Source organism: Rathayibacter sp. AY1C7 (assembly GCF_002931865.1).
In the GTDB taxonomy this organism is placed as follows: Bacteria; Actinomycetota; Actinomycetes; order Actinomycetales; family Microbacteriaceae; genus Rathayibacter.
The window spans coordinates 54,280-78,555 of the sequence record NZ_PSWB01000006.1 but is presented as its reverse complement, the minus strand read 5'-3'; the positions used below and the strand labels follow the sequence as shown (position 1 = coordinate 78,555).

Here is a 24,276-nt window from a genome sequence, read left to right as displayed (position 1 = left end):
TCGCACTGCAGCAGCGAGCGCGCCCGCGCCCGCTGCTAGGGTCGTGCGCAGTGACACGGGGTGCCCGCCAGGGCTGAGAGAAGACCCGTTGAACCTGATCTAGTTCGTACTAGCGAAGGGATGTCGCGAATGAGCATTCGCACGCCTGTCCACCCGATCCTCCCCGCCGACACGGCGCCCGACCCGGCCTCCGTGGGTCGCGATCTCGCCGAGCTCCGCGCCGCCGGACCCCTGGTGCAGTGCATCACGAACGCGGTCGTCACCGGCTTCACCGCCAACAGCCTTCTGGCCCTCGGCGCCAGCCCGGCGATGTGCGACCTGCCCGGCGAGGCGGGCGTCTTCGCGGGCCTCGCCTCCGCGGTGCTCGTCAACCTCGGCACGCCCGGAGCGGAGCAGCGCGAGGGTGCTCGCGAGGCGGTCGCCGCGGCCGGACGCGCCGGCACCCCCTGGGTGCTCGATCCGGTCGCCGTCGGCCCTCTGCCCGTCCGCACCGCTCTGGCGGTGGACCTGCTCGAGGCGCGGCCGGCGATCATCCGCGGCAACGCCTCCGAGATCCTCGCCCTCGCGGGAGCCGGTGCGGGCGGCCGCGGTGTGGACGCCGTCGACACCGCCGAGCAGGCGCTCGACTCCGCCCGCGTCCTCGCCCGCCGCACCGGCGGCGTGGTCGCCGTCTCGGGAGCGGTCGACCTCGTCACCGACGGCGAGCGGATCGTCCGGGTCACGGGGGGCCACCCGCTGCTGACCCGCGTGACCGGCGGCGGCTGCGCGCTCGGCGCCGTGATGGCGGCGTTCCTCGGCGCGGGCGCCCGCCCGCTCGACGCGGCCGTCAGCGCCTCCGCGGTCTGGGGCCTCGCCGCCGAGCGGGCCGCCGCCGCGAGCAGCGGTCCCGGGTCCTTCGCCGTCGGCCTCCTCGACGGCCTCGCTGCCCTCCAGCCGGCCGACGCCGAGGCCGGGGCGCGGATCGCATGAGCCTCGACCTCTCGCTCTACCTCGTCACGGACACCGCCCAGTGCGGCCCGCGCGGCGTGCCCGCCGTGGCCGCTGCCGCCGTCCGAGGCGGAGTCACGACCGTGCAGATCCGCGATCACGACGCCTCCGCCGCCGAGCTCGTCGCCCTGACCCGGGCCGTCGCCGCCGTCCTCGACGAGCGCACGACCCTGCTGGTCGACGACCGCGTCGACGTCGCCCTCGCCGCCCGCCTCGCGGGCGCCCGCGTCCACGGCGTCCACCTCGGGCAGTCCGACCTCCCCGTCACCGCCGCCCGCTCGCTGCTCGGTCCCGACGCGGTGATCGGGCTCACCGCGAACACCCCCGAGCACCTCGCCGCCGTCCGCGCCCTGCCCGCGGGGACGGTCGACTACCTCGGCGTCGGCGTCATCCGGCCCACCGCGACCAAGCCCGACCACCCCGCTCCCCTCGGTGTCGACGGGTTCGCCGCCCTCGCCGCGGCCGCGGCGCTGCCCTGCGTCGCCATCGGCGGAGTCGGAGCCGCGGACGCGGGGCCACTCCGCCTCGCCGGTGCGGCCGGGCTCGCGGTCGTGTCGGCGCTCTGCACGGCCGCCGACCCCGCGGCGGCCGCCCGCCTGATCCGAGCGGAGTGGGACCGATGACCGCCGGCGCCCGCGTCCCCCGTGTCCTCAGCATCGCCGGCACCGATCCGACCGGCGGTGCCGGCGTACAGGCCGACCTCAAGTCGATCGGCGCGCTCGGCGGCTACGGCATGGCGGTCGTCACCGCGCTCGTCGCGCAGAACACGCACGGGGTCCGCTCCGTGCACCTGCCACCCGCCGTGTTCCTCCGCGAGCAGCTCGACGCGGTGAGCGACGACGTCACGATCGACGCGGTGAAGATCGGGATGCTCGCCACGGCCGAGTACGCCGGAGTCGTCGCCGAGTGGCTCGACGAGGTCCGCCCGCCCGTCGTGGTCGTGGATCCGGTGATGGTCGCGACCAGCGGTCACCGGCTGCTCGCTCCCGAAGCCGAGGACGCCGTGCGCGACCTGCTCCTCCGCGCCGACCTGGTGACGCCGAACCTCCCCGAGCTGGGCGTGCTCGCCGGAGAGCCGACCGCCTCCGACTGGCCGGCCGCGCTCGCGCAGGGGGCGATGCTCGCCCGCGCCCTCGACGCCGCCGTGCTGGTGAAGGGCGGCCACCTCGACGGCCCCGCCACCCCGGACGCGATCGTCACCCCCGACGGCCTCGTGCGCGAGGTCCCCGGCGAGCGTGTTGCCACCTCGAACACGCACGGCACCGGGTGCTCGCTCTCGTCCGCGATGGCGACGCTCCTGGCCGGGCGCGACACCTCCTCCGACGCCCTGGTCGAGGCGCTGACGGAGGCCAAGGAGTGGCTGACCGGCGCCCTGCGCGCCGCCGACGCTCTCGAGGTCGGCTCCGGCAACGGCCCGATCGACCACTTCCACCGGCAACGTCCTCCGGCGTTCTGCGCGGACGTCTGGGAGCGGACGCGGACCCTCCGCGACGAGATCGACGCGCTCCCGTTCGTGCGGGCCCTCGGCGACGGCTCCCTCGGGCGGGAGGACTTCGAGTGGTACCTCGAGCAGGACGCTCTCTACCTCACCGAGTACGCCCGCGTCCTGGCCGTGGCGGCGCAGCGCGCGCCGACCACCGCCGAGCAGGTCTTCTGGGCCGAGGGCTCGGCGTCCGCCCTCGCGGCGGAGGCGCAGCTGCACCGCGACCGGCTCGGGACCAGGGACGCGGCTCCCGCGCCCGCGACCCGCGGCTACACCGACCACCTGCTCGCGGTCGCCGCGGGCGGCGGCTACGGCGAGATCGTCGCCGCCCTGCTCCCCTGCTTCTGGCTCTACGCCGACGTCGGGTCGCGCCTCGCCGCCTCCGGGCACCCCGAGCACCCCTACGCGGACTGGCTGCTCACCTACGGCGACCCGGTCTTCGCGACGGCCACCGAGCGGGCGATCGAGTTCACGGAGCAGGCCGCCCGCGACGCCTCACCGAGGGAGCGCGCCGCGATGAGGGACGCGTTCCTGCGGTCGAGTTCGTTCGAGAAGGACTTCTTCGCCGCACCGCTCGCCCGGACCGGCTGAGCTCTCAGCCGGCCCGGCCGGGTGCGCTCAGCCGATCGCCTCGCGCAGGACGTGCATGAGGGCGTCCAGCTGCACCGTGTCGGCCGAGGCCGTCTCGGCGTCCGCGCCGTCGAGCGCCCGGGCGGCGAGACCGGCCTTGGCGTCGATGAGCTCCGCGATCTTCGCGTCGATCGTGTGCGCCGCGATGATCCTCCACGCCGTCACCGGCTCCTCCTGGCCGATGCGGTGCACGCGGTCGATCGCCTGCGTCTGCTCGGCCGAGGTCCACGACAGCTCGGCGAGCACCACGTTGGAGGACGCCTGCAGGTTCACGCCGACTCCCGCCGCGGTGAGCGAGCAGACGGCGACAGAGACGTCCGGGTCCTCGTTGAAGGCGTCGATCTGCGTCTGGCGGAACGCCGCGGTCTGGTCGCCGCGGATGGAGACGGACGTCAGCTCGCGCTTCTCGAAGGTGTCCTCCGCCTGGTCCATCACGTCGATGTGCTTCGCGAAGAAGACGACCTTGCCCACCGAGCGGGCCAGCTGCGAGGCGTAGTCGGCGGCCAGCGCCGCCTTGGCCTGGCCGATCCGGCGCACCATGGTGAAGACGTTCTCGCCGGTCTTGGCCGACTTCGACTCCTCGAGCTCGCTCTGCGCCACGATGCGGATGAACCGCTCGCGCTCGTCGTCGTCGAGCTCGTGCGTGATCGAGGAGGTGACCGCCCTGAAGCGCTGCAGCATGCGGGCGCCGAGCTCGCGCTCGGCCTTCTGGATGGAGCGGCCGAGGTCGTCGTCCAGCTCGACGGGCAGATCGACGATCCGCTTCGACGGCAGGTCGGCGGCGACGTCGATCTTCTTGCGCCGGACGATGCCGAGGTCGATCACGGCCTCGCGCGCCTCCGGGTAGAAGCCCGTGTCGGCGGGGGTGAGGCCGGTCTCCTCGAGGCGGCCCATCAGCTCCGGTCCCGGCTTGGTCTCGTCGATCCAGCCGAGGAAGCGCCAGATGGCGCGGAAGTCGTCGACGTCGTTGATCAGCGGGGTGCCGGTCAGCGCGATCATCAGCGGATCGTGCCCCGGAGTGGTCTCACGGATCCTCGACGCCAGCGCGAGCACGCTCTGCGAGCGCTGCGAGCGGAGGTTCTTGATGAAGTGCGCCTCGTCGACGACCATGCCGCGGAAGCCCAGGCTCCCGAGCCAGCCGATGTGCCGGTCGAGGATGTCGTAGTTGACGATGACCACGTCGGCGAACGCGTCGAGCGTGCCGCCGTCTCCGTGGATGACCGTGGCGCGCCGCTGCGGGGTCCAGTGCTCGACCTCGCGCGCCCAGTTCATCTTGACCACGTTCGGCACCACCGCGAGCAGCGGGTACGCCCCGACCACCGAGGCGGCGAGGAGGCTCTGCGCGGTCTTGCCCAGGCCCGGCTCGTCGGCGAGCAGGAAGCTGCGGTGCCCCTCGCGGGCGCTCTCGATGAAGCGCGCCTGGTGCGGCATCAGCTCGCGGCCGCGCGGCGAGACCCGGTCGAGCTTCGGCGGCTCCGGGAGCTCCATGCTCGCGGCCCGTCCGCCCGCTCCGTACTCGAACGCCTTGAAGAGCGGCCCGAGCAGCTCCCAGTCGTCGAGCCGGCGGCGCGGCGCCGGGGCCGAGGCCTCGGCGATCGAGAAGTCCGGCGGGAGGAAGGGGTTCGCCAGCTGCCGGGCGCGCACCGACTGCGGCACGACCTGGTTGACCGGCACCTCGGGCTTGGGCTCCGGCTCGGTCACGATGAGCAGCTCGTCGGGGCTGAGCTCCGCGCCCGCCTCGAGCAGCCAGTCGCGGCGGAGCTTCTGCGCGGCCGCCGTGACGCCGGCCTCCGATTCGAGCAGCGCGATCAGGCTGGTGTCGCGGGCGGCCGTCTTGGCCAGGATCGTGGCGATGCCGTCGAGGCGCTTCATCTCCTCGGCGCGCTGCGCGTCGCTGAGCGAGGGATCGACCTTGACCCGCTTGCGCTCCTCGCGCATCAGGAGGGCGATCACCAGGAACTTCGTCCGGTTGGTCGGTCCGACCTTGCCGGTCTGGGCCTTCGCCTCCACCTCGCGGACGCGGCGGGCGAGGATCGGGATGATCCCCGCGTTGTCCACGCCGCGCGAGCGCGATCGGGGTCGGCTCCCGGCGGCGTTCGACGCTCGTCGCGTCTGACCGGACTGACGCTGGCCGCTGCGAGCCATGCTCCTCCTCGATGTGTGACGGGGGCGGAGGAGGGGTTCCCGCGCGCTGCCGTCGCCGTGCATCCGCCGGATCGCCTCCGGAGAGGCGTCGGGCGTCGGTGCATCCGGTGGCCGTCGGGAGCTCCGAGCAACGGGTCTGGGACCCGGTCGCAGCATCCCCGGCGTGCGGGTGCGCCTCCAGTCTACTCCTCGGGGCGGTCCGGTCGGCGCTCCGCCGCGCGGACGGTCGCGCTCGTCGTCATTCCGGGGTCGGGACGCGGATGACGAGGCCCGCCGCCACGAAGACGCCGACCGCGGCGAGGCTCAGCGAGGACCAGATCGCGTCCGGGAAGGCGAACGGCAGCACCGGGTTCCACAGCACGAGCACCGGGACGAGCCCGATCAGCCAGAGGAGTGCGCGCGCCTGGATCGCGAACCAGCCGATGACCGCCGCGAGGATCGCGACCGGGTAGCGGATGAAGTCGTAGGCGTCGGAGCCGACGAGGGCGAGCCCTGCCAGCAGCACGATCGCGCCGAGGATCCCGGGCGCGAGCGCCATGCGGGCGCGGTCGCGCGAGGGGTAGCGGGCGGCGGTCGCGCGGGACGGCTTGCGGGTGCTCACCCCTCGATCGTAGGCGCGCATACCCCGCCCGGGTACCGCCTGCGGCGCGTAGGCTGGAGGAGTGATCGAGGACCTCAAGAAGCGCTCGCTGCACCGTGCCCGGATCCTGGGCGGCCAGATGCGCGGCCTCGAGCGGATGATCGAGAACGAGGACTACTGCGTCGACATCGTCACGCAGTCCCTCGCGATCCAGAAGTCGCTCGGCTCGCTCAACAAGCTCATCGTCGAGAACCACCTCCGCACGCACATCACCGCGATGTTCGAGGAGGGCGGAGACGCCCGCGAGGCGGCGATCGCCGAGCTCGTGAAGATCTTCGAGCTCTCCAACAACCGCTCGTGACCGCAGGCCTCGTCGCCGCGGCGCGGGTGCGCCCGCTGCTGCTCGACGGGGGCCTGGGCACGGAGCTGGAGGCGCAGGGCGCCGCGGTGGACTCCTCGCTCTGGAGCGCCCGGGTCCTGCTGGAGGAGCCCGGCCGGGTCGTCGCCGCGCACCGCGCCTTCGCCGAGGCGGGCGCCCGGATCGCGGTGACCGCGAGCTACCAGGTGTCCGCGAGCGGATTCGCGGCCGCGGGCCTGGCCCCGGGCCTCGCGGAGCGCGCCCTCCAGGAGAGCGTCGACCTGGCCCGGCGCGCGCAGAGCGGCTGGGTCGCCGCCTCCGTCGGCCCTTACGGCGCGAGCCTCGGCGACGGCTCCGAGTACCGCGGCGACGACGGCCTCACCGTCGGCGAGCTCGCCGCCTGGCACCGCCCGCGCCTGGAGACCCTGGCCGCGGCCGGGCCCGACCTGCTCGCTGTCGAGACCATCCCGTCGGTGCGGGAGGTGCGGGCCGTCGTGAAGGCCCTCGCGGGCTCCTCGGTCCCCGCCTGGATCTGCGTGAGCGGCCGTTCGGGCCGCACCGCGTCCGGCGAGCCCCTGGCCGAGGCGCTCGCCGTCGCCGCCGCCTCCGAGGAGGTCGTCGGCGTGGGAGTGAACTGCTGCCCGCCCGGCGACGTCGCCGAGGCGGTCCGCATCGCCCGCTCCGTCACCGGCAAGCTGGTCGTCGTGTACCCGAACAGCGGCGAGGAGTGGGACGCCGTCGAGCGTCGCTGGGCAGGCGACGCGGCCTTCGACCCCGCGCTGGTCGCCTCCTGGCGCGCGGCGGGAGCGGATCTGATCGGCGGCTGCTGCCGCGTGGGACCTGCGGCGATCGCTGCCCTCGGACGAAGCCTGGAGGAGGAGTCGTGACCACCCTGAGAGCCGTGCGCGGCGACCTCACCCGCGAGCACGTCGACGCGATCGTGAACGCGGCGAACTCGTCGCTCCTCGGCGGCGGCGGCGTCGACGGCGCGATCCACCGCGCGGGCGGGCCGGAGATCCTCGCCGAGTGCCGCCGGCTCCGCAGGGCCGAGCTGCCGGACGGCCTGCCCGCCGGCTCCGCGGTCGCCACGACCGCCGGCCGCCTCCCCGCCCGCTGGGTCGTGCACACCGTCGGTCCCGTCCACTCGTGGTCGGAGGACCGCAGCGCCGTCCTCGCCTCGGCCTACCGCGAGTCGGTGCGCACCGCTGTCGGCCTCGGCGCGCGGACGCTCGCCTTCCCGGCCGTCTCGGCAGGCGTCTACGGCTGGCCGATGGACGACGCGGCGCGCATCGCGGTGGAGACGGTCCGCGAGGCGACCGCGGACGGCGCACTCGACGAGGTCCGGTTCGTCCTCTTCTCCGCGGACGCCCTCGCGGCCTTCGAGGCCGCCCTGGCCGCGGAATGACGGAGGGGGAGCCGACCCTGCGGTCGACTCCCCCTCCACTGTGCTGCGCTAGGCCGTCTTCGGCCGCGCGAACTCGTCGTAGGGCAGCGTGATCGGGCGGGTCCGCGGAGGCATCCGCACGACCGCCTCGAGCGCCGGGCCCAGTGCCTCGCGCCACGCGCGGTAGCCGTCCTCGTTGAGGTGCAGGCCGTCCGGCGAGTACTGCTCGAGCAGTCCGCCGTCCTCGCCCGCGAGCACCGGCCACAGGTCGAGGTAGCCCGCGTGCGCCGTGGGCGCGAACTGCCACAGGTGGCGGTTGATCTCACGGATCTGCGGCGCGAACTCGTGTCCGCGCGGCAGGACCGAGGTCACCAGGATGCGCACGTCCGGGAGGTCGCGCCGGAACGTCGCGACGATCGTCTCGATGTTGCGCACGACGTGCTCCGTCGTGCGGTGCCAGGCGAGGTCGTTGGTGCCGATCAGCAGCACCACCGTGTCCGGCTCCTGCGCGACCAGCTCGGCGAGCCGCGCGACGACGTCCGCCGTGGTGGCCCCTCCGACTCCCTCGTCGACGACCGTCGACTCCGTCAGCCACTCGCCCCAGGCTCCCGCCTGGATGATGCTGTCCCCGATGAAGAGGACCTTCCCCAGCTGGAGTCCGCGCCCCGCGTCCGTACTCGACCGTTCGCTCATCGTGCTCCTCTCGTCGGCGTCCCGGGCGGCCTCGCCGCCGCCGGACCCCTCCATTGTCACCGCTGCACCCGGCGCCCGCCAGGGGAGCGCTCGTCGCCGGAGTCCGGCAGGTCGGCCGCGGTGGCCGTGATGCGGTTGGCCATGCCGTTGAAGATGATGCCGTGGAAGGGCAGGATCGCGAACCAGTAGAGCCTGCCCGCGAGGCCCTGCGGGAAGAAGACCGCGCGCTGCGTGTAGACCGAGCCGCCGTCTCCGGAGGGCTCGGCGCGCATCTCGAGCCAGGCCCCGCCGGGCACCTTCATCTCGGCGCGCAGGCGCAGGAGCTTCGGCCGCTCGATCTCCTCGACGCGCCAGAAGTCGAGGGCGTCGCCGGCGTGCAGGCGCGCGGAGTCGCGGCGCCCGCGCTGCAGGCCCACTCCCCCGACGAGGCGGTCCATCCAGCCGCGGATCACCCATGCGAGCGGGAAGGAGTACCAGCCGTTGGTGCCGCCGATGCCCTCGATGACGCGCCAGAGCTTGGCCGGGTCGGCCTGGGTGCGGCGCTCCTTGAGGTCCACGTAGACCGTGTGGCCGGCCCACTCCGGGTCGCTCGGCAGCGGATCGCTGGGAGCGCCGACGACCTCCGCGTTCTGCCAGCTCGTCTCGATCTCGCCCGCCTGCATCTTTCCCAGCGCGAGCCGGACGGCGCGGCGGTAGGAGGTCAGCCCGCCCTCGGGGTCGGGGATGAGCGCGCGGATGTCCTGCTCGTGCACGACGCAGTCGTACTGCAGCGAGGCGATGATGGGCACCGCGAGCGAGCGCGGGATCGGCGTGACCAGGTTGACCCACTGCGAGGCCAGCCACGGGGTGAACACCGGCAGGGACGCGATCGGCCGCTGCGGGAGCCCGGCCTCGACCGCGTAGCCGTTCATCATCTGGCCGTAGCGGAGCACGTCGGGCCCGCCGATGTCGAAGGTGCGGTTGAGCGTGGCGTCCTCGAGCGACGCGGAGCCGATCAGGTAGTGCAGCACGTCGCGCACGGCGATCGGCTGGATGAAGTTGCGCACCCACTGCGGCGCGGGCATGTACGGCAGCACGTCGGTGAGGTGGCGCACCATCTCGAACGAGGTCGACCCGGAGCCGATGATCACGCCCGCCTGCAGGGCGATCGTCGGCACTCCCGACTCCATCAGGATCCGGCCCACCTCAGCGCGCGAGCGGAGGTGCTTCGAGAGCTCCTGGCCCTCGGGGTGCAGGCCGCCGAGGTAGACGATGCGGCCGACGCCGGCCGACCTCGCTGCCGTGGCGACGTTCTGCGCGGCGCGGCTCTCGACCTCCTCGAAGTGGGCGTGGTCGTTGCCCGAGCCCATCGAGTGGACGAGGTAGTAGAGGACGTCGACGCCCTCGACCGCGGCCTCCAGCGACTCCGGATCGCCGAGATCGCCCTGGGCGACCTCGACCTCCTCCGCCCACGGCACGTCGACCAGCTTGCGCGGGTCGCGCACCAGGACGCGCACCCGGAAGCCCGCCTCGAGGAGGCGCGGCGTCAGCCGGCCGCCGATGTAGCCGGTCGCGCCGGTGACGAGCGCGAGGGGGCGCGCCGAGTCGGAGGGGGTTTCGCTCATGCGGCCACGGTACGCCGATGGCCCCGGGACCTCTCCCGCTGGTGCGGGCCCGCGGCCCCTGCTAGGCGGCGGCCGGCATCCCGCTCAGTCGATGCCGAGGACCTCGCGGACCTGCACCACGTCGTGGTTCATCTGGCGGATGAGGGGCTCGACGCCCTCGTAGGCGACCTGGCCGCGGATCCGGCCGACGAACGCCACGTCGACCACGCGGTCGTAGAGGTCGAGGGTGTCGAGCGTCTGATCGAGCACGTACGCCTCGACCTGCTTGGGCGGCACTCCGACGAAGGTCGGGTTGCTGCCGACCGAGATCGCGGCGGGATGCGTGACGCCGTCGGTGGTGAGCCGGCCCGCGTAGACGCCGTCGGCCGGGATCAGGCCCTGCGACTCCGGCGAGAGGTTCGCGGTCGGGAAGCCCAGCTCGCGGCCGCGCTTCGCTCCGTGCACGACCACGCCGCGGACGACGGGCTCGTGCCCGAGCAGGCGCGTCGCGTGCTCCACGTCGCCCTCGGCCAGCAGCTCGCGGATCCAGGTGGAGGAGACGCGGCGCCCGTCCTCGGGCCGCACGTCGTCGATCAGCTCCACCTCGAATCCGTGCTGCCCGCCGAGCACGCGCAGCAGGTCGACGTCGCCCGCTCCCCGGGCGCCGAAGCGGAAGTCGGAGCCGACGAGGACCACGCGGGCCTCGAGCGCCTCCACCAGCACCTGCTCGACGAACTGCTCGGGCGAGAGCGCCCGGAACGCCTCGTCGAAGGTGAGCAGCAGCGTCGCGTCCACGCCGGTCCCGGCGAGGAGCTCGAGCTTCTGCTCGTTGCCGACCAGGACGGGCGGGCACTTCTCCGGCGCGATCACGCTGAGCGGATTGCGGTCGAAGGTGACGACGACGGCGGCGAGCCCCTGCTCGCGGGCCCGCTCGTGCAGCCGGCCGATGACGGCCCGGTGCCCGGAGTGGACGCCGTCGAACTTGCCGATCGTGACGGCGGAGGGTCCGATCCCGGCCAGGTCGCCGGGGCGGGTCTCGACGCGCATCAGGCGGCCGCCCGGGGCGTGCGCCGCCCCTGCACGCGGAGCCACCAGAGGCCGAGCACGGGCAGGACGAGCGGGATGAGCAGGTAGCCGGCGCCGAAGGCCGCCCACACCGTCGACTGGCGCCCGAACGGGTCGGCGCTCGCGAGCCCGAGGAGCCGCGGAGCGAGGAGGCTGAGCGCACCGACCACGAGCACGCCCACCAGCTCGAAGGTGATCGTCACCCACGCGACGCGCTGCCAGGCGCGGCCCGGGACGATCAGGGCGACCGTCGCGACGATGTACACGACGGCCGAGAGCGCGGAGAGCGAGAACGCCAGCGGCGCCTCGTCGAACCGGTCGATGATCTGGAAGACGGAGCGCCCCGTCGCGGCGAGCGCGAGGATCCCGTAGACCACGACCAGGAGGCTGCCGATCCCGCGCGAGCGGGCGGAACGGGTCGGCTCTCCACTCCCGGGGGCCGAGGGGACTGAGGGGTCGTGAGCGGCCCGTCCGGACGCATCGCTGGCTGGTTTCGACATCGCACGTCCATGCTAGGCGCTCGCCGGGCCGGGCCCGGTGGCGGGCCCGATCAGGCGCTCTGGAAGAACCAGATCTGGTGCATCCGGTAGACCATGACCGCGATCGAGAGGCAGGCGACGCCCAGGATCACGGTGCTCCAGCGGCTCCGCTCGATGAGCGCCCAGAACCCGGCCGCGAGCGGCAGGAGCAGCGCCGAGATCAGGTAGATGTAGTACTCCGGCAGGCTCCCCGACGGTCGGTTGCCGACCAGCGGCGACACGATCGCGACCGCCAGCTGGACGATCAGCAGCAGCTCGACGATCGCCGTCGCGCCGACCGAGACGTCCGAGGGACGGCGGGCGAGCAGCCCGAGCACGAGGCAGAGCAGGCCGGCCGCGACGGCGATCCCCACCTGGAGGATCGTGAACCACTCGATCACGAGGCGGCCGTCCGCAGGTCCTCGGTCGGGAAGTTGACGACGCTCTTGAGCTGGGTGCCGCGCCGCTCGGCGAGGCCGATCAGCCGCTCCCCCGGGCCGACCGCGGCGAGGAGGCCCTTCGCTCCCGCCACCGCCTCCGGGGCCGGGATGCGCTTGCCGTTCGCGAGATCGCCCGCCTCCTGGGCGTCGAGGCGCAGCAGGGGGAACAGCTCGCCCGCCACGAGCGTCGGCGGCAGGAGCGCGGCGGGGACGTCGAGCTCGTCGATCTCGCCGGCCTGCGCCACGGAGAAGGGGCCGACCGCGGTGCGCCGCAGCGCGGTCAGGTGGCCGCCGACTCCGAGGGACGCGCCCAGGTCGCGGGCGAGCGCGCGGATGTAGGTGCCGGAGGAGCAGGTGACGCGCACGTCCAGGTCGAGGAACCCCTCGACCGGGCGGCTCGCCAGGACGGCGAACTCCGAGACGGTCACGGGGCGGGAGGCGAGCACGACCTCCTCGCCGTCGCGGGCGCGGGCGTAGGCGCGGCGGCCGTCGACCTTGATCGCGCTGACCGTGCTCGGGACCTGCTCGATCGCTCCGGTGAGGGCCGCGATCGCGTCGGACACCGACTCCGGGGCGAGGGCCGCGACGAGGGCGGGCTCCGCCGAGGCGAGCACCTCGCCCTCCTGGTCGTCGGTGGTGGTGGAGGAGCCCAGCCGGATAGTCGCCTCGTACTGCTTGTCGAGGCCGACGAGGTAGGTGAGCAGGCGCGTCGAGGGGCCGAGACCGAGGATCATCAGCCCGGTCGCCATCGGATCGAGCGTCCCCGCGTGGCCGACCTTGCGGGTCCCCGCGCGACGGCGGGTCCGCGAGACGAGGTCGTGGCTGGTGATGCCGCCGGGCTTGTCCAGCAGGAGGATCCCGTTCGGAGCCGGGGCGGGGGTCTCGAGCACGGGTGCGAGGATACACGGACGGATCGGGAGTACTCCCGGGGTGGAGCCGGAGCCCTCCCCCGCCCGTCCTAGGCTGTCCGGATGAGGATCGCAGTACTCGGAGCAGGCGCCGTCGGCGGCACCATCGCCGCCCTTCTCGACCGCGCCGGGCACGACGTCGAGGTCACCGCCCGAGGCGACCACCTCACCGCGATCCGCCGGTCGGGGATCCGGCTCGACGGGGCGTGGGGCGAGCACACCGCCTGGGTCCGCTGCGGCGAGTCCCTCGATCTGGTGCCCGATCTCGCCTTCGTCTGCACGAAAGCGCAGGACGCCGAGGACGCGCTGCGCACCAACCGCCGCACGGTCGACGGCACCCTCGTCGTCGTCGTCCAGAACGGACTGGACGGACTCACCGCGGCGGCCCGGCAGGTGCGCGACGCCCGGCTCGTGGGTGCTCTCGCCCTCTTCGCCGCGAGCCACCTCGAACCCGGCCGCGTCACCGTCACGGCTCCTGCCACGACCACGCTCGGCGTCCCCGGCCGCCCGGCCGACGACGACGTGCGACGGGCCGCCGCCGTGCTCGGCGAGGCGGTCCCCACCGCCGTCACCGACGACTTCACCGGAGCGCAGTGGACGAAGCTGCTGATCAACGAGGTCAACGCCCTGCCCGCGATCACCGGGCTCTCGGTCCAGGAGACGATCGACGATCCGGGGCTGCGGCGCGTCCTCGCCCGGTCGATGCGCGAGGCCGCCCGGACGGGCCTCGCGTCGGGCGTCCGCTTCGGCTCGCTGCAGGGACTCTCGAACACGTCCGTCCGCGCCCTGGCCGCCGCTCCCCTGCCCCTGGTCGAGCTGCTCCCCCGCCGGATGGCCGCGCGGATGGGCGAGGTGCCGAACCCCGGGTCGACGCTGCAGAGCGTCCGCCGCCGAGTGCCGAGCGAGATCGACCACCTGGCCGGGGCCGTGGTCCGCACCGCTCACCGCGGCGGGCGCGAGGCACCGGTCAACCAGCTGCTGGTCGACCTGGTGCACGAGGTCGAGCGGGCGGGCGCCTTCGTGCCGCCGGCGGAGGTCGTGCGCCGCGCCGCCCTGGTCTGAGCCCGCGGCCCTGTCGGACGGACGCCGCCCGCGGCGGCGGCCTCCGTCCCGAGGCTCAGCAGGAGTCGGCGAAGAGGCGCCGGGGCTGCTCCGGATCGCGGATGTCGACGAGGATCCCCGCCAGCCGGCGCGGGTCCGTCGTGGCGCGGTACGCCGCGTCCACCGGCGGCTCCTGCGTGTCGAGGCGGATGCTGGTGCTCCACGCGCCGCGCAGCTCCGGCCGGAGGGCGAACTCGCCGTCGACAAGCAGCACCGCGTCGCGGCCGGCGGTCCGCCAGCGCGCCTGCCGCGCCTCGTCGCGCACCGCGTCGAAGCCCGCGAGCACGAACCCGGTGCTGCCGCCGAGGGTGAACGGATCGAGCAGCACGCGGCGCAGGAGCTCGTAGTCGTACCCGGCCGCGTAGGAGCGCAGCTCGTCGGGCACGGCGGGGTCGTCCCGATCGGCGCGGGGACGTCGGAAGTCGGCGAGGTGCGCGACGATCGCGTCCTTGCCGGCCCGGCGGAGCGCCGCCGCGAGGTCGAGCGCGAACGCCGCGCTCACCGCGGGGTCGTCGCCGTCGATCCCGACCTTGACCCGTCCGCGCCCGTAGTTGTGCAGCACCTCCGCCGCGAGAGCGTCGAGCACATCGGCCTTCTGCGGAGCCCACCTGGTCATCCGCCCACGATACGCGCCGCCGCCTAGTGTGGGCTGATGCCCTCCGACCCTCTCGCCGACGCGATCACCGCCTGGTTCCGCACGAGCGCCCGCGACCTGCCGTGGCGCCGCGAGGGCTTCCCCGCCTGGGGCACGCTCGTCAGCGAGTTCATGCTGCAGCAGACCCCGGTGGTCCGCGTCGTCCCGCGTCTGGCGGAGTGGCTGGAGCGCTGGCCGACACCCTCCGCTCTCGCCGCCGTCCCTCCCGGCGAGGCGGTGCGCGCCTGGCAGTCCCTGGGCTATCCGCGGCGGGCCCTGCGCCTGCACGCCTGTGCCGTGGCGATCGCCGAGGAGCACGGCGACGTGGTCCCCGACGACGTCGAGACCCTCCTCGCGCTGCCCGGCATCGGCGACTACACCGCCCGCGCCATCGCCGTGTTCGCCTACGGGAGGCGGCACCCCGTGGTCGACACCAACGTCCGCCGGGTCCGCGCGCGCGCGGTCGACGGAGCGGCGGAGCCCGGCCCGCCCCGCGCGAGGGCCGACCTCGCTGCGATGTCGGCGCTGCTGCCCGAGTCGCTCTCCGAGGCGGCGGCCTTCAACGCGGGCGCGATGGAGCTGGGGGCGATCGTCTGCACCGCCCGCGCTCCGCGCTGCGACGAGTGCCCGATCCGCGACCTCTGCCGCTGGCGGGCGGAGGGGTACCCCGAGCACACCGGGCCCGTGAAGGCGAAGCAGAAGCGGTTCGAGGGCTCGGACCGCCAGGTCCGCGGCCTCATCCTCGCCGAGCTCCGCGCCGCGCACGGCCCGGTCACCGCGGCCGAGGTGGAGTCTCTCTGGCCGGACGCCGACCAGCGCGGTCGCGCCCTGGCCGGGCTCCTCGCCGACGGCCTGGCGACGGGCGGCCCGGAGGACGGCTACCTCCTCCCCGGCTCCTGAGGGCCCGTCGACCGCCGTCCGCGTCGGAGGAGGCGGGTAGGGTCGGCGCCGTGACCGGTCGCCGCCTCCGCCTCCCCCGCCCCGACGCCGCCGTCGAGCGCGCCCTCGACGTCGACCTCGCCCAGGACGTCCAGCGCGCCCTCGCCGCGGTCCGCGTCGAGAACGACCTGCCCGGCCCGTTCCCGCCGGCCGCGCTGGCCGAGGCCGAGCACGCGGACGCCGGAGCGGACGACGAGGACCGCGTCGACCGGACGGACCTCCCCTTCGTGACGATCGACCCGCCCGGCTCGCTCGACCTGGACCAGGCCCTCCACCTGGAGCGCACGTCGGAGGGCGTCGTCCTCCGCTACGCCATCGCGGACGTGCCCGCGGTCGTCCGCACCGGCGGAGCGCTCGACGCCGAGACGCGCCGCCGCGGCCAGACCTACTACCTCCCGGACGGCCGCGTCCCGCTGCACCCCGCGGTCCTCTCCGAGGGGACCGCGTCGCTCCTGCCGGACGAGACGCGCCGAGCGCTGGTCTGGACGCTGACCCTCGACGAGCGGGCGGAGCCGCGCTCGGTGCACCTCGAGCGGGCGCTCGTGCGCAGCGTGGCCCGGCTCGACTACGAGGGCGTGCAGCGCAGCGTCGACGCGGGCGATCCGCACCCCTCCCTCGCCCTCCTCCCCTGGTTCGGACGCGAGCGCCTGGCGCGCGAGGCCGAGCGCGGAGGAGCGAGCCTGACGCTGCCCGAGGAGGAGATCGTCGCCGCCGACGGCGGCTACCGGGTCGAGCGCCGCGCTCCCCTGGTCGTCGAGGGCTGGAACGCCCAGGTCTCGCTGCTGACCGGCATGGCGGCGGCGACGATGATGCTCGACGCGGGGGTGGGCATCCTCCGGACCATGCCCGAGGCCGACCCCGCCACCGTCGCGGCCTTCCGCTCCCGAGCCGCGGCGCTCGGCGTCCCGTGGCCCGAGGAGGAGGCCTACGGCGCCTACCTGCGCCGCCTCGACACCGCCGACCCCGCCCAGCTCGCCATCATGTACGCCGCGGCGAGCCTGTTCCGCGGCGCCGGCTACACCGCCTTCGACGGCGCCCCGCCGGAGCATCCCGCGCAGGCGGCCCTCGCCGCGCCGTACGCGCACGTCACCGCGCCGCTGCGGCGCCTGGTCGACCGGTTCGGCCTCGCCGTCTGCCTCGCGGTGTCCCGGGGCGGAACGATCCCGTCGCAGCTGCGCGAGGCGCTGCCCCTGCTCCCGCCGCTCCTCGTCGCGAGCGACCGCCGGGCCGGAGCCGCCTCCCGTGCGGCGACCGCGATCGTCGAGGCCGCCGTCCTCCGCGGCCGCGAAGGAGCCTCCTTCAGCGGGATCGTCGTCTCCTCGGCGCGCACCCGCTCCTCGGTGCAGCTGCTCGACCCGGAGATCACCGTCGACCTCCCGGCCCCGCTCACGCCGGGAGCCCGTGTCGTCGTCGTCCTGGAATCGGTCGACGTCGCCACGGGCTCCGCGGTGTTCGGGCTCGGCGCCTAGTCCTCGTCGTCCTCGCGGGGCTTCACATAGGGGTCGGCGTCGCCGGCGTAGTCCGCCTGAGCGGCGAGCGACTGCACCTGCGAATCCTGGCTGCGCGCGGCGGCGAGCAGATCCTCGATGTGCTTCGCGTTCTCGGGCACCGCGTCGAGGATGAACTCGAGCGACGGCGTGAGCCGGGACGTGATGTTCCTGCCCACCTCGGTGCGGAGCATGCCGGTGGCGGCCTTGAGGGCCGCGGCCGAATCGGCGCGCTCCTCATCGGTGCCGTAGACCGTGTAGAACACCGAGGCGCGCTGCAGGTCGCCGGTCACCTGGACATCGGTGATGGTGACGAAGCCGAGGCGCGGGTCGCGGAGACCGCGCTCGAGCCGCTTCGCGACGATCACCTGGATACGTTCGGCGAGCTTCCTCGCCCGGGCCGGATCTGCCATGGCTGGTCCTCACATCTCTCTCGGCGAACCGTTCAGCTCGCCATTCAACCACTCTCCGCCCGGACGACCGGTCGCGTCCGAGGGGGCCTTGCTTCTAGGGCGTGATGCCCCTCGACCGCGCGTCTGCGACGGCGCGGGTGGGGTGCCTCCTCGCGGCTCCCTCCCGCGGGCCTGCGGCCCGCCCGCCAGGCCCGGCCAGGAGCCGCGAGGAGGCACCCCACCCGTGCCCGCGATCGGAGGGAGTGCGGGTCCGCCCCCCGGATCCTCGGGGACCGGGGTGGGAAGGCTCAGGTGCTGGATCGGGAGCCGGACGTCGCCCGCAGGCGCGCTGCTCGCGAGCTGCTCGTTCAGCGGGCGCACCCACCGAGACAGGAGCGCCTGATCGGGGTCGGTCTCCCGCACCCGGGGGTGCGGAAGCGCCCGCTGGAGGGTCCGCACCTCCGGGACACCGGCGGCCCCCGATTCCTTCCGCAGGGCGCGAGAGGACGAGAGTCCCCTCCCGATCCCGCACGAACAGCGCCGTGAGACGCCGGAAGGCCCGGGCGGACCCGGGCCTTCCAGTGGAACGGATCAGCCTCGCGGCTTCTCCTTCATCTCGATCGTCTCGATCTCGTCGCCGATCTGGATGTCGTTGTACTTTCCGAGACCGATACCGGCCTCGTAGTCCGTACGGACCTCCGTGACGTCGTCCTTGAAGCGACGCAGCGACTCGATGGCCAGGTTGTCCCCGACCACAACGCCGTCACGGATGACGCGCGCCTTCGAGTTGCGGGTGATCGTGCCGGAGCGGACGATGACACCCGCGATGTTGCCGAACTTGGAGGAGCGGAACACCTCGCGGATCTCGGCTACACCGGACTGGACCTCCTCGAACTCGGGCTTGAGCATGCCCGTGAGCGAGTTCTCGACCTCTTCGATCGCGTTGTAGATGACCGAGTAGAAGCGGATGTCCACTCCTTCTCGAGCAGCGCGCTCGCGGGCCTTCGGGTCGGGGCGGACGTTGAAGCCCACGATGATCGCGTTGTCGATCGTCGCGAGGTTGACGTCCGACTCCGTGATCGCACCGACGCCGCGGTGGATGATGCGCAGCTGCACCGAGTCGTCGACCTCGATCTTGACGAGCGACTCCTCCAGCGCCTCGACGGCACCGGACACGTCGCCCTTGATGATGAGGTTGAGCGACTCGACCTTGCCCTCCTCGAGAGCACGGGTGAAGTCCTCGAGCGAGATGCGCTTGCGGGCCTTGGCCAGCAGGGCGTTGCGCTGAGCGGCTTCGCGCTTCTCGGCGATCTGACGGGCCGTGCGGTCCTCCTCGGTGACGAGGAAGGTGTCGCCGGCGCGGGGCACGGACGAGAGTCCCTGCACCTGCACCGGACGCGACGGCACGGCTTCGAGGACGGCGTTGCCGTTCTCGTCCGCCATCGCACGGACGCGGCCGTAGGCCGTTCCGGCGACGATCGCGTCTCCGACGCGCAGCGTTCCCGACTGGATGAGCACGGTCGCGACCGCACCGCGTCCCTTGTCGAGCTTCGCCTCGATCGCGACTCCGCGCGCCTCCTTGTTGGGGTTGGCGCGCAGGTCGAGACCGGCGTCCGCGGTGAGCAGCACGGCGTCCAGGAGGTCCTGGATGCCGGTGCCCGCGCGAGCCGACACGTCGACGAACATGACGTCTCCGCCGTACTCCTCGGCGACGAGCCCGAACTCGGTGAGCTGCTGGCGCACCTTGGCCGGGTTGGCGTCGGGCTTGTCCACCTTGTTCACCGCGACCACGATCGGCACGTTGGCCGCCTGGGCGTGGTTCAGCGCCTCGATGGTCTGCGGCATGATGCCGTCGTCCGCCGCGACCACGAGGATCGCGATGTCCGTGACCTGGGCACCGCGGGCTCGCATGGCGGTGAACGCCTCGTGACCCGGGGTGTCGATGAAGGTGATCGGGCGCTCGATGCCCTCGTGCTCCGCGACGACCTGGTACGCACCGATGTGCTGCGTGATGCCGCCCGCCTCGCCGGCGACGACGTTGGCGTTGCGGATCGCGTCGAGCAGGCGCGTCTTTCCGTGGTCGACGTGACCCATGACGGTGACGACCGGCGGACGGATCTCGAGGTCCTCGTCCGTCTCGTCGTCGAGCTCCTGCTCGAGGTCGAGACCGAAGCCCTCGAGGAGCTCCTTGTCCTCGTCCTCGGGCGAGACGACCTGGATCTTGAAGCCGAGCTCGGAGCCGAGCACCTCGAAGGTGGCCTCGTCGAGCGACTCGGTGGCCGTCGCCATCTCGCCGAGGGCGAAGAGGACGGTGACCAGGTTGCCGGGGGGCACCGGCACGCCGGTCATGGCCTCGATCTTGTCGGCGAAGTCCGAGATCGACGCGCCGCGGCGCAGACGGATGACCGTCCTGCCGTCGCCGCGGGGGACGCTGACGCCGCCGAGCGACGGGGCCTCCCTGAGCTCGAACTCCTGACGCTTCGTGCGCTTGGACTTCCGGGCCTTGCTCTTGCCGCCACCGCGACCGAAGGCTCCTGCGGTTCCACCGCCGGGGCCGCGACCGCGACCGCCGCCACCGGGACGCGGGGCGAAGCCGCCACCGGCACCGGGAGCGCCGCCGGGGCGCTGGAAGCCGCCGCCGGCCGGACGACCGGCACCGCCGGGACGTCCTGCTCCGCCGCCGGGTCCGCCGGGACGCTGGCCGAAGCCGGCGGGGCGCTGGCCCATGCCGGGTCCGCCGGGTCGGGGCGCGCCGGGGCGCGGAGCAGCGGGGCGGGGGATGTTACCCGGGGTCGGACGCGATCCCATGCCCTGCGAGCTGGCGAAGGGGTTGTTGCCGGGGCGCGGGGCGGCGGGACGCTGTCCCATGCCCTGGTTGCTGGCGAACGGGTTGTTGCCCGGGCGCGGAGTGCCGCCGGGGCGGTTGGAGCCGCCCGAGGCGCCGCCGGGGCGCGGGGTGTTCGCGGCGGGAGCCGGACGCGGGGTCACGGGCTTGGGTCCGCCGGGGGTCGCGCCGGACGCCGGCTTCTCGGCGGCGGCCGGAGCCGCGGGGGCCTCGGTCGGAGCCGGAGCGGCGGCCTCGGCGGGCGCGTCCTTGGCTGCCTGAGCGCGCTGAGCGGCCGCGGCCTCCTGGGCGGCCTGAGCCTGGGCCTGGCGCTCGGCGACCGACATCGGCGGTGCCGGCGCCGGAGCGGGCGGCTTGGCCGGTCCGGGCGTGGGCGCGGACGGACGCGCGCCGGAGGGGCGCGGGGCCCCGGGACGGGCGCCGGCGGCGGGGGCGGCCGGGGTCGCCGACGCTCCCGCGGAGGAACCGCCCTGGCCCTGGAGGGCCTGGCGGAGCTTGCGCGCCACCGGGGGTTCGATGCTCGAGGACGGGCCCTTGACGAACTCGCCGAGCTCCTTCAACTTCGCAAGTGCGACCTTGCTATCGACACCCAGTTCGGATGCGATCTCGTGTACGCGTGGTTTTGCCACTTCTCTCCTGTCTTGGGCCTGCACCCAAGACGGGGGCAGGCGTCACGAACGGACGGGTCTCATTTCGAGCCGCTCATCAGTCTTCGCTCATGATCAGTTCACGGGCCGTTCTGCCTGTTCTCTATGGTGTGATCGTGCGCTGCTCCGGCCCCTCCGGTCGAGGGGCCGAGCCGGTCGGATCGTGCGATGTACTGCTCCAGCTCGCTCGCGTCCACGCTCTCGCGTGTCCGGAACGCTCTTCCGAACGCGCGGCGCTTGACCGCGAGCTCGTAGCAGTCGGCTGTGTCGTGGAGCCACGCTCCCCGACCAGGACGGACGGCACGCGGGTCTACCGCGAGGACGTTCGAGTGGAGGACCAGCCTCAGAAGAGAGGCCCGGGGGGCGCGCAGACGGCAGCCGACGCACGTTCTGACGGCTTCCACTCTACTCCCTCCCCTCCGGGACCGCTCCCCCGCACGGCCGATGCTCGGGCATCACTCCCCGTCCATCACCGAATCGGGCTGGATGTCGATCTTCGCGCCGGTCAGCTTGGCGGCGAGGCGGGCGTTCTGGCCCTCCTTGCCGATGGCGAGCGAGAGCTGGTAGTCGGGGACGAGCGCGCGGACGGCCTTGAGGCTCTGGTCGATCACGAACGCGCTGGTCACCTTGGCGGGCGAGAGCGCGCTGGCGACGAAGGTCGGCAGGTCGGAGGAGTAGTCGACGATGTCGATCTTCTCGTTGTTGAGCTCGGCGGTCACCGCGCGCACGCGCTGGCCGAGCTCGCCGATGCAGGCGCCCTTGGCGTTCACGCCGGGCTCGGTCGCGCGCACCGCGATCTTGGTGCGGTGGCCGGCCTCGCGGGCGAGGGAGACGATCTCCACCACGCCGGACGCGATCTCGGGGACCTCGAGGGCGAACAGCTTGCGCACCAGCGACGGGTGGGTGCGGGACACCTGGACCGACGGGCCCTTGGGTCCGCGGCCGACGCTCGTGACGTAGACGCGGATGCGGCGTCCGTGGCTGTAGTCCTCGCCGGGCACCTGCTCCTCGGGCGAGAGGATCGCCTCGATGGAGCCGAGGTCGACGTGGATCATCCGCGGGTTGGGGCCCTGCTGGATGACGCCGGCGACGATGTCGCCCTCGCGGCCCTTGAACTCGCCGAGCACGTGCTCGTCGGCGATGTCGCGCAGGCGCTGGTTGATGACCTGCTTCGCGGCGAAGGCGGCGATGCGGCCGAAGTCGCGCGGGGAGTCCTCGGCCTCGCCCACGACGGCGCCCTCCTCGTCGAGCTCGGGCACGAAGACCGAGACGTGACCGGTCTTGCGGTCGAGGTGCACTCGCGCGTCGACGGCGGTGGCCTTGTCGGCATCGTCGGCCTGGCCGATGTGCTTGAGGTAGGCGGTCAGGATCGCCTGCTCGATGATCTGCACGAGTTCCTCGAAGGGGATCTCGCGCTCGCGCTCCATGAGTCGCAGAACGCTCAGGTCGATGTCCACGGGCGGGCCTTTCTCTCTATTCACTTGGATGCCGCGGTGGTGACCGCGGTCGTTCGCCTGCCGGGCTCTCACCCGGATCAGCCCTCAAGGGTACCCGACGCGGCCCGGGGTTCCACCCGCGGATCCTGCCGACGCACGGAGGGCCCCGCCTGCCACGGGAAGCGGTGGCGGGGCCCTCGGCGTGTCGGGTCTAGGCGCCCAGCCGGGCGAGCGCCTCGGCGACCGGGAGCTGCTCGCGCTCGCCGGACCGGCGGTCCCACAGCTCGACGATCCCGTCGGCCGCTCCTCGGCCCGCGATGACGATCACGGGCACCCCGATCAGCTCGGCGTCGCCGAACTTGACGCCGGGCGAGACCTTCGGGCGGTCGTCGATCAGCACGTCGCGGCCGGCGGCCTCGAGGGAGGCGCCGACCGACTCGGCGAGCTCGAGAGCCGCCGCGTCCTTGCCGGTCGCGATGACGTGCACGTCGAACGGCGCGACGTTCGCGGGCCAGAGCAGTCCTCGGTCGTCGTGGGTGGCCTCGGCGATGATGGCGAGGATGCGGGTCACGCCGATGCCGTAGGAGCCCATCGTGACGGTGACGAGCTTCCCGTTCTCGTCGAGCACCTTCAGCCCGAGGACGTCGGCGTACTTGCGGCCGAGCTGGAAGACGTGGCCGATCTCCATGCCGCGGGCGGTCTCGATCGGGCCCGAGCCGTCGGGCGCCTCGTCGCCGGTGCGGACGTCCGCGACCTCGACGGTGGCGTCGCCGTGGAAGTCGCGGCCGGCGACCAGGTCGAGGACGTGCTGCCCGGAGACGTTGGCCCCGGTGATCCAGGCGGTGCCGTCGACCACGCGCGGGTCTAGCAGGTAGCGGACGCCGGTCGCCGACTCCTCGCCCAGGACGGCTCCCTCGGCCGACCAGGGTCCGATGTAGCCCTTGACCAGTCCGGGGTGCTTCGCGAAGTCCTCCGCGGTGGCGGCCTCGACCTCGGCCGGGGCGAAGGCCACCTCGGCGCGCTTGAGGTCGACGTCGCGGTCGCCGGGCAGGCCGACGATCACGAGCTCGCGGGTGCCGTCGAGCGCGGTGAGCGCGAGGACGACGTTCTTCAGGGTGTCGGCGGCGGTCCAGGCGCGGCCGTCGGGGCGGGGCTGCGTCGCGTTCGCCAGGTCGACGAGGGTCTGGATGGTCGGGGTGTCGGGCGAGTCGAAGACGCGCGCCTCGGGCAGGCCCTCGACGGGCAGCGCCGCGGGAACGGGCGTGCGGTACGCCTCGACGTTCGCCGCGTACCCTCCCGCCGACCGGACGAAGGTGTCCTCGCCGACGGGGGTGGGGTGCAGGAACTCCTCGCTCCGGGAGCCGCCCATCGCTCCGGCGTCGGCCTGCACGATCACGTACTCCAGGCCCAGACGGGCGAAGATCCGCTCGTAGGCGTCGCGCTGGCGCTGGTAGCTCGCGTCGAGGCCGGCGTCGGTGTAGTCGAAGGAGTACGCGTCCTTCATCGTGAACTCGCGGCCGCGCAGGAGGCCCGCGCGGGGCCGCGCCTCGTCCCGGTACTTGTCCTGGATCTGGTAGATCGACAGGGGCAGGTCCTTGTAGGAGGAGTAGAGGTCCTTCACGAGCAGCGTGAAGAACTCCTCGTGCGTGGGAGCCAGCATGTAGTCGGCGTCCTTGCGGTCCTTCAGGCGGAACACGCCGTCGCCGTACTCGGTCCAGCGGCCCGAGAGCTCGTAGGGCTCGCGGGGCAGGAGCGCGGGGAAGTGCACCTCCTGGGCGCCGGCGGCCTCCATCTCCTCGTGGATGATCCGCTCGATGCGGCGCTTGACGCGCAGTCCCAGCGGCAGCCAGGCGAAGACGCCGGGCGCCTGACGGCGGATGTAGCCCGCGCGGACGAGGAGGCGGTGGCCCGCGACCTCGGCGTCGGCGGGATCCTCCCGGAGCGTGCGGACGAACAGATGCGAGAGACGGGTGACCACGAGGGACGATCCTATCCGCTGCGCTCCCCCGGCTCGCGAGGGC

The 24,276-nt window shown here is 73.6% G+C and carries 23 protein-coding genes and 1 riboswitch; of the genes, 9 read left to right on the top strand and 14 right to left on the bottom strand.

Features of this window, described 5'->3' with window-relative positions; all coding sequences use genetic code 11:
• Window positions 1–46 precede the first annotated feature (46 nt).
• Window positions 47–138: riboswitch (TPP riboswitch) on the top strand.
• The 3 genes from thiM to thiD all read left to right on the top strand — a co-directional run bounded on the left by thiM (window position 130) and on the right by thiD (window position 3,061).
• Window positions 130–969, top strand: a complete 840-nt coding sequence (gene thiM, locus C5C69_RS04950) for a hydroxyethylthiazole kinase (RefSeq protein WP_104233785.1) — start codon at window positions 130–132, stop codon at window positions 967–969. (Overlaps the previous riboswitch by 9 nt.)
• On the top strand, window positions 966–1,610 hold the full coding sequence (gene thiE, locus C5C69_RS04945) for a thiamine phosphate synthase (RefSeq protein WP_104233786.1): 645 nt from the start codon (window positions 966–968) through the stop codon (window positions 1,608–1,610). Before thiM ends, thiE begins: the two co-directional genes overlap by 4 nt.
• Complete coding sequence (thiD, locus tag C5C69_RS04940) at window positions 1,607–3,061, top strand: bifunctional hydroxymethylpyrimidine kinase/phosphomethylpyrimidine kinase (RefSeq protein WP_104233787.1); 1,455 nt, start codon at window positions 1,607–1,609, stop codon at window positions 3,059–3,061. The genes thiE and thiD overlap by 4 nt, the downstream gene beginning before the upstream one ends.
• Before the next feature lie 27 nt (window positions 3,062–3,088).
• On the opposite strand, the gene C5C69_RS04935 is transcribed toward thiD, so the two are convergent.
• Entirely contained in the window at window positions 3,089–5,245 is a 2,157-nt protein-coding gene (locus C5C69_RS04935; protein ID WP_104225603.1) for a DEAD/DEAH box helicase, read from the bottom strand.
• Window positions 5,246–5,483: 238 nt separating this feature from the next.
• A complete protein-coding gene (locus C5C69_RS04930; protein ID WP_244229446.1) occupies window positions 5,484–5,846 on the bottom strand; it encodes a DUF6804 family protein in 363 nt (120 codons plus the stop codon).
• Window positions 5,847–5,907: 61 nt separating this feature from the next.
• Here C5C69_RS04930 and C5C69_RS04925 point away from each other — a divergent pair, with 61 nt between their 5' ends.
• The 3 genes from C5C69_RS04925 to C5C69_RS04915 are packed head-to-tail and all read left to right on the top strand — an operon-like array spanning window position 5,908 to window position 7,588.
• Window positions 5,908–6,186, top strand: coding sequence for a metal-sensitive transcriptional regulator (locus C5C69_RS04925; protein WP_104223062.1), 279 nt, complete (start codon window positions 5,908–5,910; stop codon window positions 6,184–6,186).
• Window positions 6,183–7,070: a homocysteine S-methyltransferase gene (mmuM, locus tag C5C69_RS04920; RefSeq protein ID WP_104233788.1), complete on the top strand. Its 888-nt coding sequence runs from the start codon at window positions 6,183–6,185 to the stop codon at window positions 7,068–7,070. The genes C5C69_RS04925 and mmuM overlap by 4 nt, the downstream gene beginning before the upstream one ends.
• Entirely contained in the window at window positions 7,067–7,588 is a 522-nt protein-coding gene (locus tag C5C69_RS04915) for an O-acetyl-ADP-ribose deacetylase (protein WP_104233789.1), read from the top strand. The genes mmuM and C5C69_RS04915 overlap by 4 nt, the downstream gene beginning before the upstream one ends.
• 48 nt (window positions 7,589–7,636) lie before the next feature.
• On the opposite strand, the gene C5C69_RS04910 is transcribed toward C5C69_RS04915, so the two are convergent.
• The 6 genes from C5C69_RS04910 to truB all read right to left on the bottom strand — a co-directional run bounded on the left by C5C69_RS04910 (window position 7,637) and on the right by truB (window position 12,756).
• Window positions 7,637–8,260: a GDSL-type esterase/lipase family protein gene (locus tag C5C69_RS04910; RefSeq protein WP_104225671.1), complete on the bottom strand. Its 624-nt coding sequence runs from the start codon at window positions 8,258–8,260 to the stop codon at window positions 7,637–7,639.
• A gap of 56 nt (window positions 8,261–8,316) precedes the next feature.
• On the bottom strand, window positions 8,317–9,864 hold the full coding sequence (locus tag C5C69_RS04905; RefSeq protein WP_104233790.1) for an SDR family oxidoreductase: 1,548 nt from the start codon (window positions 9,862–9,864) through the stop codon (window positions 8,317–8,319).
• 84 nt (window positions 9,865–9,948) lie between these two features.
• Window positions 9,949–10,890, bottom strand: a complete 942-nt coding sequence (locus C5C69_RS04900; RefSeq protein ID WP_104233805.1) for a bifunctional riboflavin kinase/FAD synthetase — start codon at window positions 10,888–10,890, stop codon at window positions 9,949–9,951.
• Entirely contained in the window at window positions 10,890–11,408 is a 519-nt protein-coding gene (locus C5C69_RS04895; RefSeq protein ID WP_258060346.1) for a hypothetical protein, read from the bottom strand. The genes C5C69_RS04900 and C5C69_RS04895 overlap by 1 nt, the downstream gene beginning before the upstream one ends.
• A gap of 50 nt (window positions 11,409–11,458) precedes the next feature.
• Complete coding sequence (locus C5C69_RS04890) at window positions 11,459–11,827, bottom strand: hypothetical protein (protein WP_104223058.1); 369 nt, start codon at window positions 11,825–11,827, stop codon at window positions 11,459–11,461.
• Entirely contained in the window at window positions 11,824–12,756 is a 933-nt protein-coding gene (truB, locus tag C5C69_RS04885; RefSeq protein WP_104223057.1) for a tRNA pseudouridine(55) synthase TruB, read from the bottom strand. The genes C5C69_RS04890 and truB overlap by 4 nt, the downstream gene beginning before the upstream one ends.
• Before the next feature lie 81 nt (window positions 12,757–12,837).
• Here truB and C5C69_RS04880 point away from each other — a divergent pair, with 81 nt between their 5' ends.
• Window positions 12,838–13,836: a ketopantoate reductase family protein gene (locus tag C5C69_RS04880; protein WP_104233791.1), complete on the top strand. Its 999-nt coding sequence runs from the start codon at window positions 12,838–12,840 to the stop codon at window positions 13,834–13,836.
• Between the two features lie 55 nt (window positions 13,837–13,891).
• Here the strand turns inward: C5C69_RS04880 and C5C69_RS04875 are convergent, their stop codons facing one another.
• Window positions 13,892–14,491: a hypothetical protein gene (locus C5C69_RS04875; protein ID WP_146080927.1), complete on the bottom strand. Its 600-nt coding sequence runs from the start codon at window positions 14,489–14,491 to the stop codon at window positions 13,892–13,894.
• 36 nt (window positions 14,492–14,527) lie between these two features.
• On the opposite strand from C5C69_RS04875, the gene C5C69_RS04870 reads away from it, so the two are divergent.
• Both C5C69_RS04870 and C5C69_RS04865 read left to right on the top strand, forming a co-directional pair.
• Window positions 14,528–15,409 (top strand): A/G-specific adenine glycosylase, encoded by an 882-nt coding sequence (locus tag C5C69_RS04870; RefSeq protein WP_104233793.1) that lies wholly within the window; start codon window positions 14,528–14,530, stop codon window positions 15,407–15,409.
• Window positions 15,410–15,459: 50 nt separating this feature from the next.
• Complete coding sequence (locus tag C5C69_RS04865) at window positions 15,460–16,917, top strand: ribonuclease catalytic domain-containing protein (protein ID WP_104233794.1); 1,458 nt, start codon at window positions 15,460–15,462, stop codon at window positions 16,915–16,917.
• On the opposite strand, the gene rbfA is transcribed toward C5C69_RS04865, so the two are convergent.
• The 5 genes from rbfA to C5C69_RS04840 all read right to left on the bottom strand — a co-directional run bounded on the left by rbfA (window position 16,914) and on the right by C5C69_RS04840 (window position 24,233).
• Window positions 16,914–17,348: a 30S ribosome-binding factor RbfA gene (gene rbfA / locus C5C69_RS04860; RefSeq protein WP_104257416.1), complete on the bottom strand. Its 435-nt coding sequence runs from the start codon at window positions 17,346–17,348 to the stop codon at window positions 16,914–16,916. The genes C5C69_RS04865 and rbfA overlap by 4 nt on opposite strands.
• A 570-nt stretch (window positions 17,349–17,918) precedes the next feature.
• On the bottom strand, window positions 17,919–20,801 hold the full coding sequence (gene infB / locus C5C69_RS04855) for a translation initiation factor IF-2 (protein ID WP_104233796.1): 2,883 nt from the start codon (window positions 20,799–20,801) through the stop codon (window positions 17,919–17,921).
• Window positions 20,802–20,899: 98 nt separating this feature from the next.
• Entirely contained in the window at window positions 20,900–21,223 is a 324-nt protein-coding gene (locus C5C69_RS04850) for a YlxR family protein (protein ID WP_104225593.1), read from the bottom strand.
• 51 nt (window positions 21,224–21,274) lie between these two features.
• Complete coding sequence (nusA, locus tag C5C69_RS04845; RefSeq protein WP_104225180.1) at window positions 21,275–22,276, bottom strand: transcription termination factor NusA; 1,002 nt, start codon at window positions 22,274–22,276, stop codon at window positions 21,275–21,277.
• A 190-nt stretch (window positions 22,277–22,466) separates the two neighbouring features.
• Complete coding sequence (locus C5C69_RS04840) at window positions 22,467–24,233, bottom strand: proline--tRNA ligase (protein WP_104225179.1); 1,767 nt, start codon at window positions 24,231–24,233, stop codon at window positions 22,467–22,469.
• Window positions 24,234–24,276: the final 43 nt, after the last annotated feature.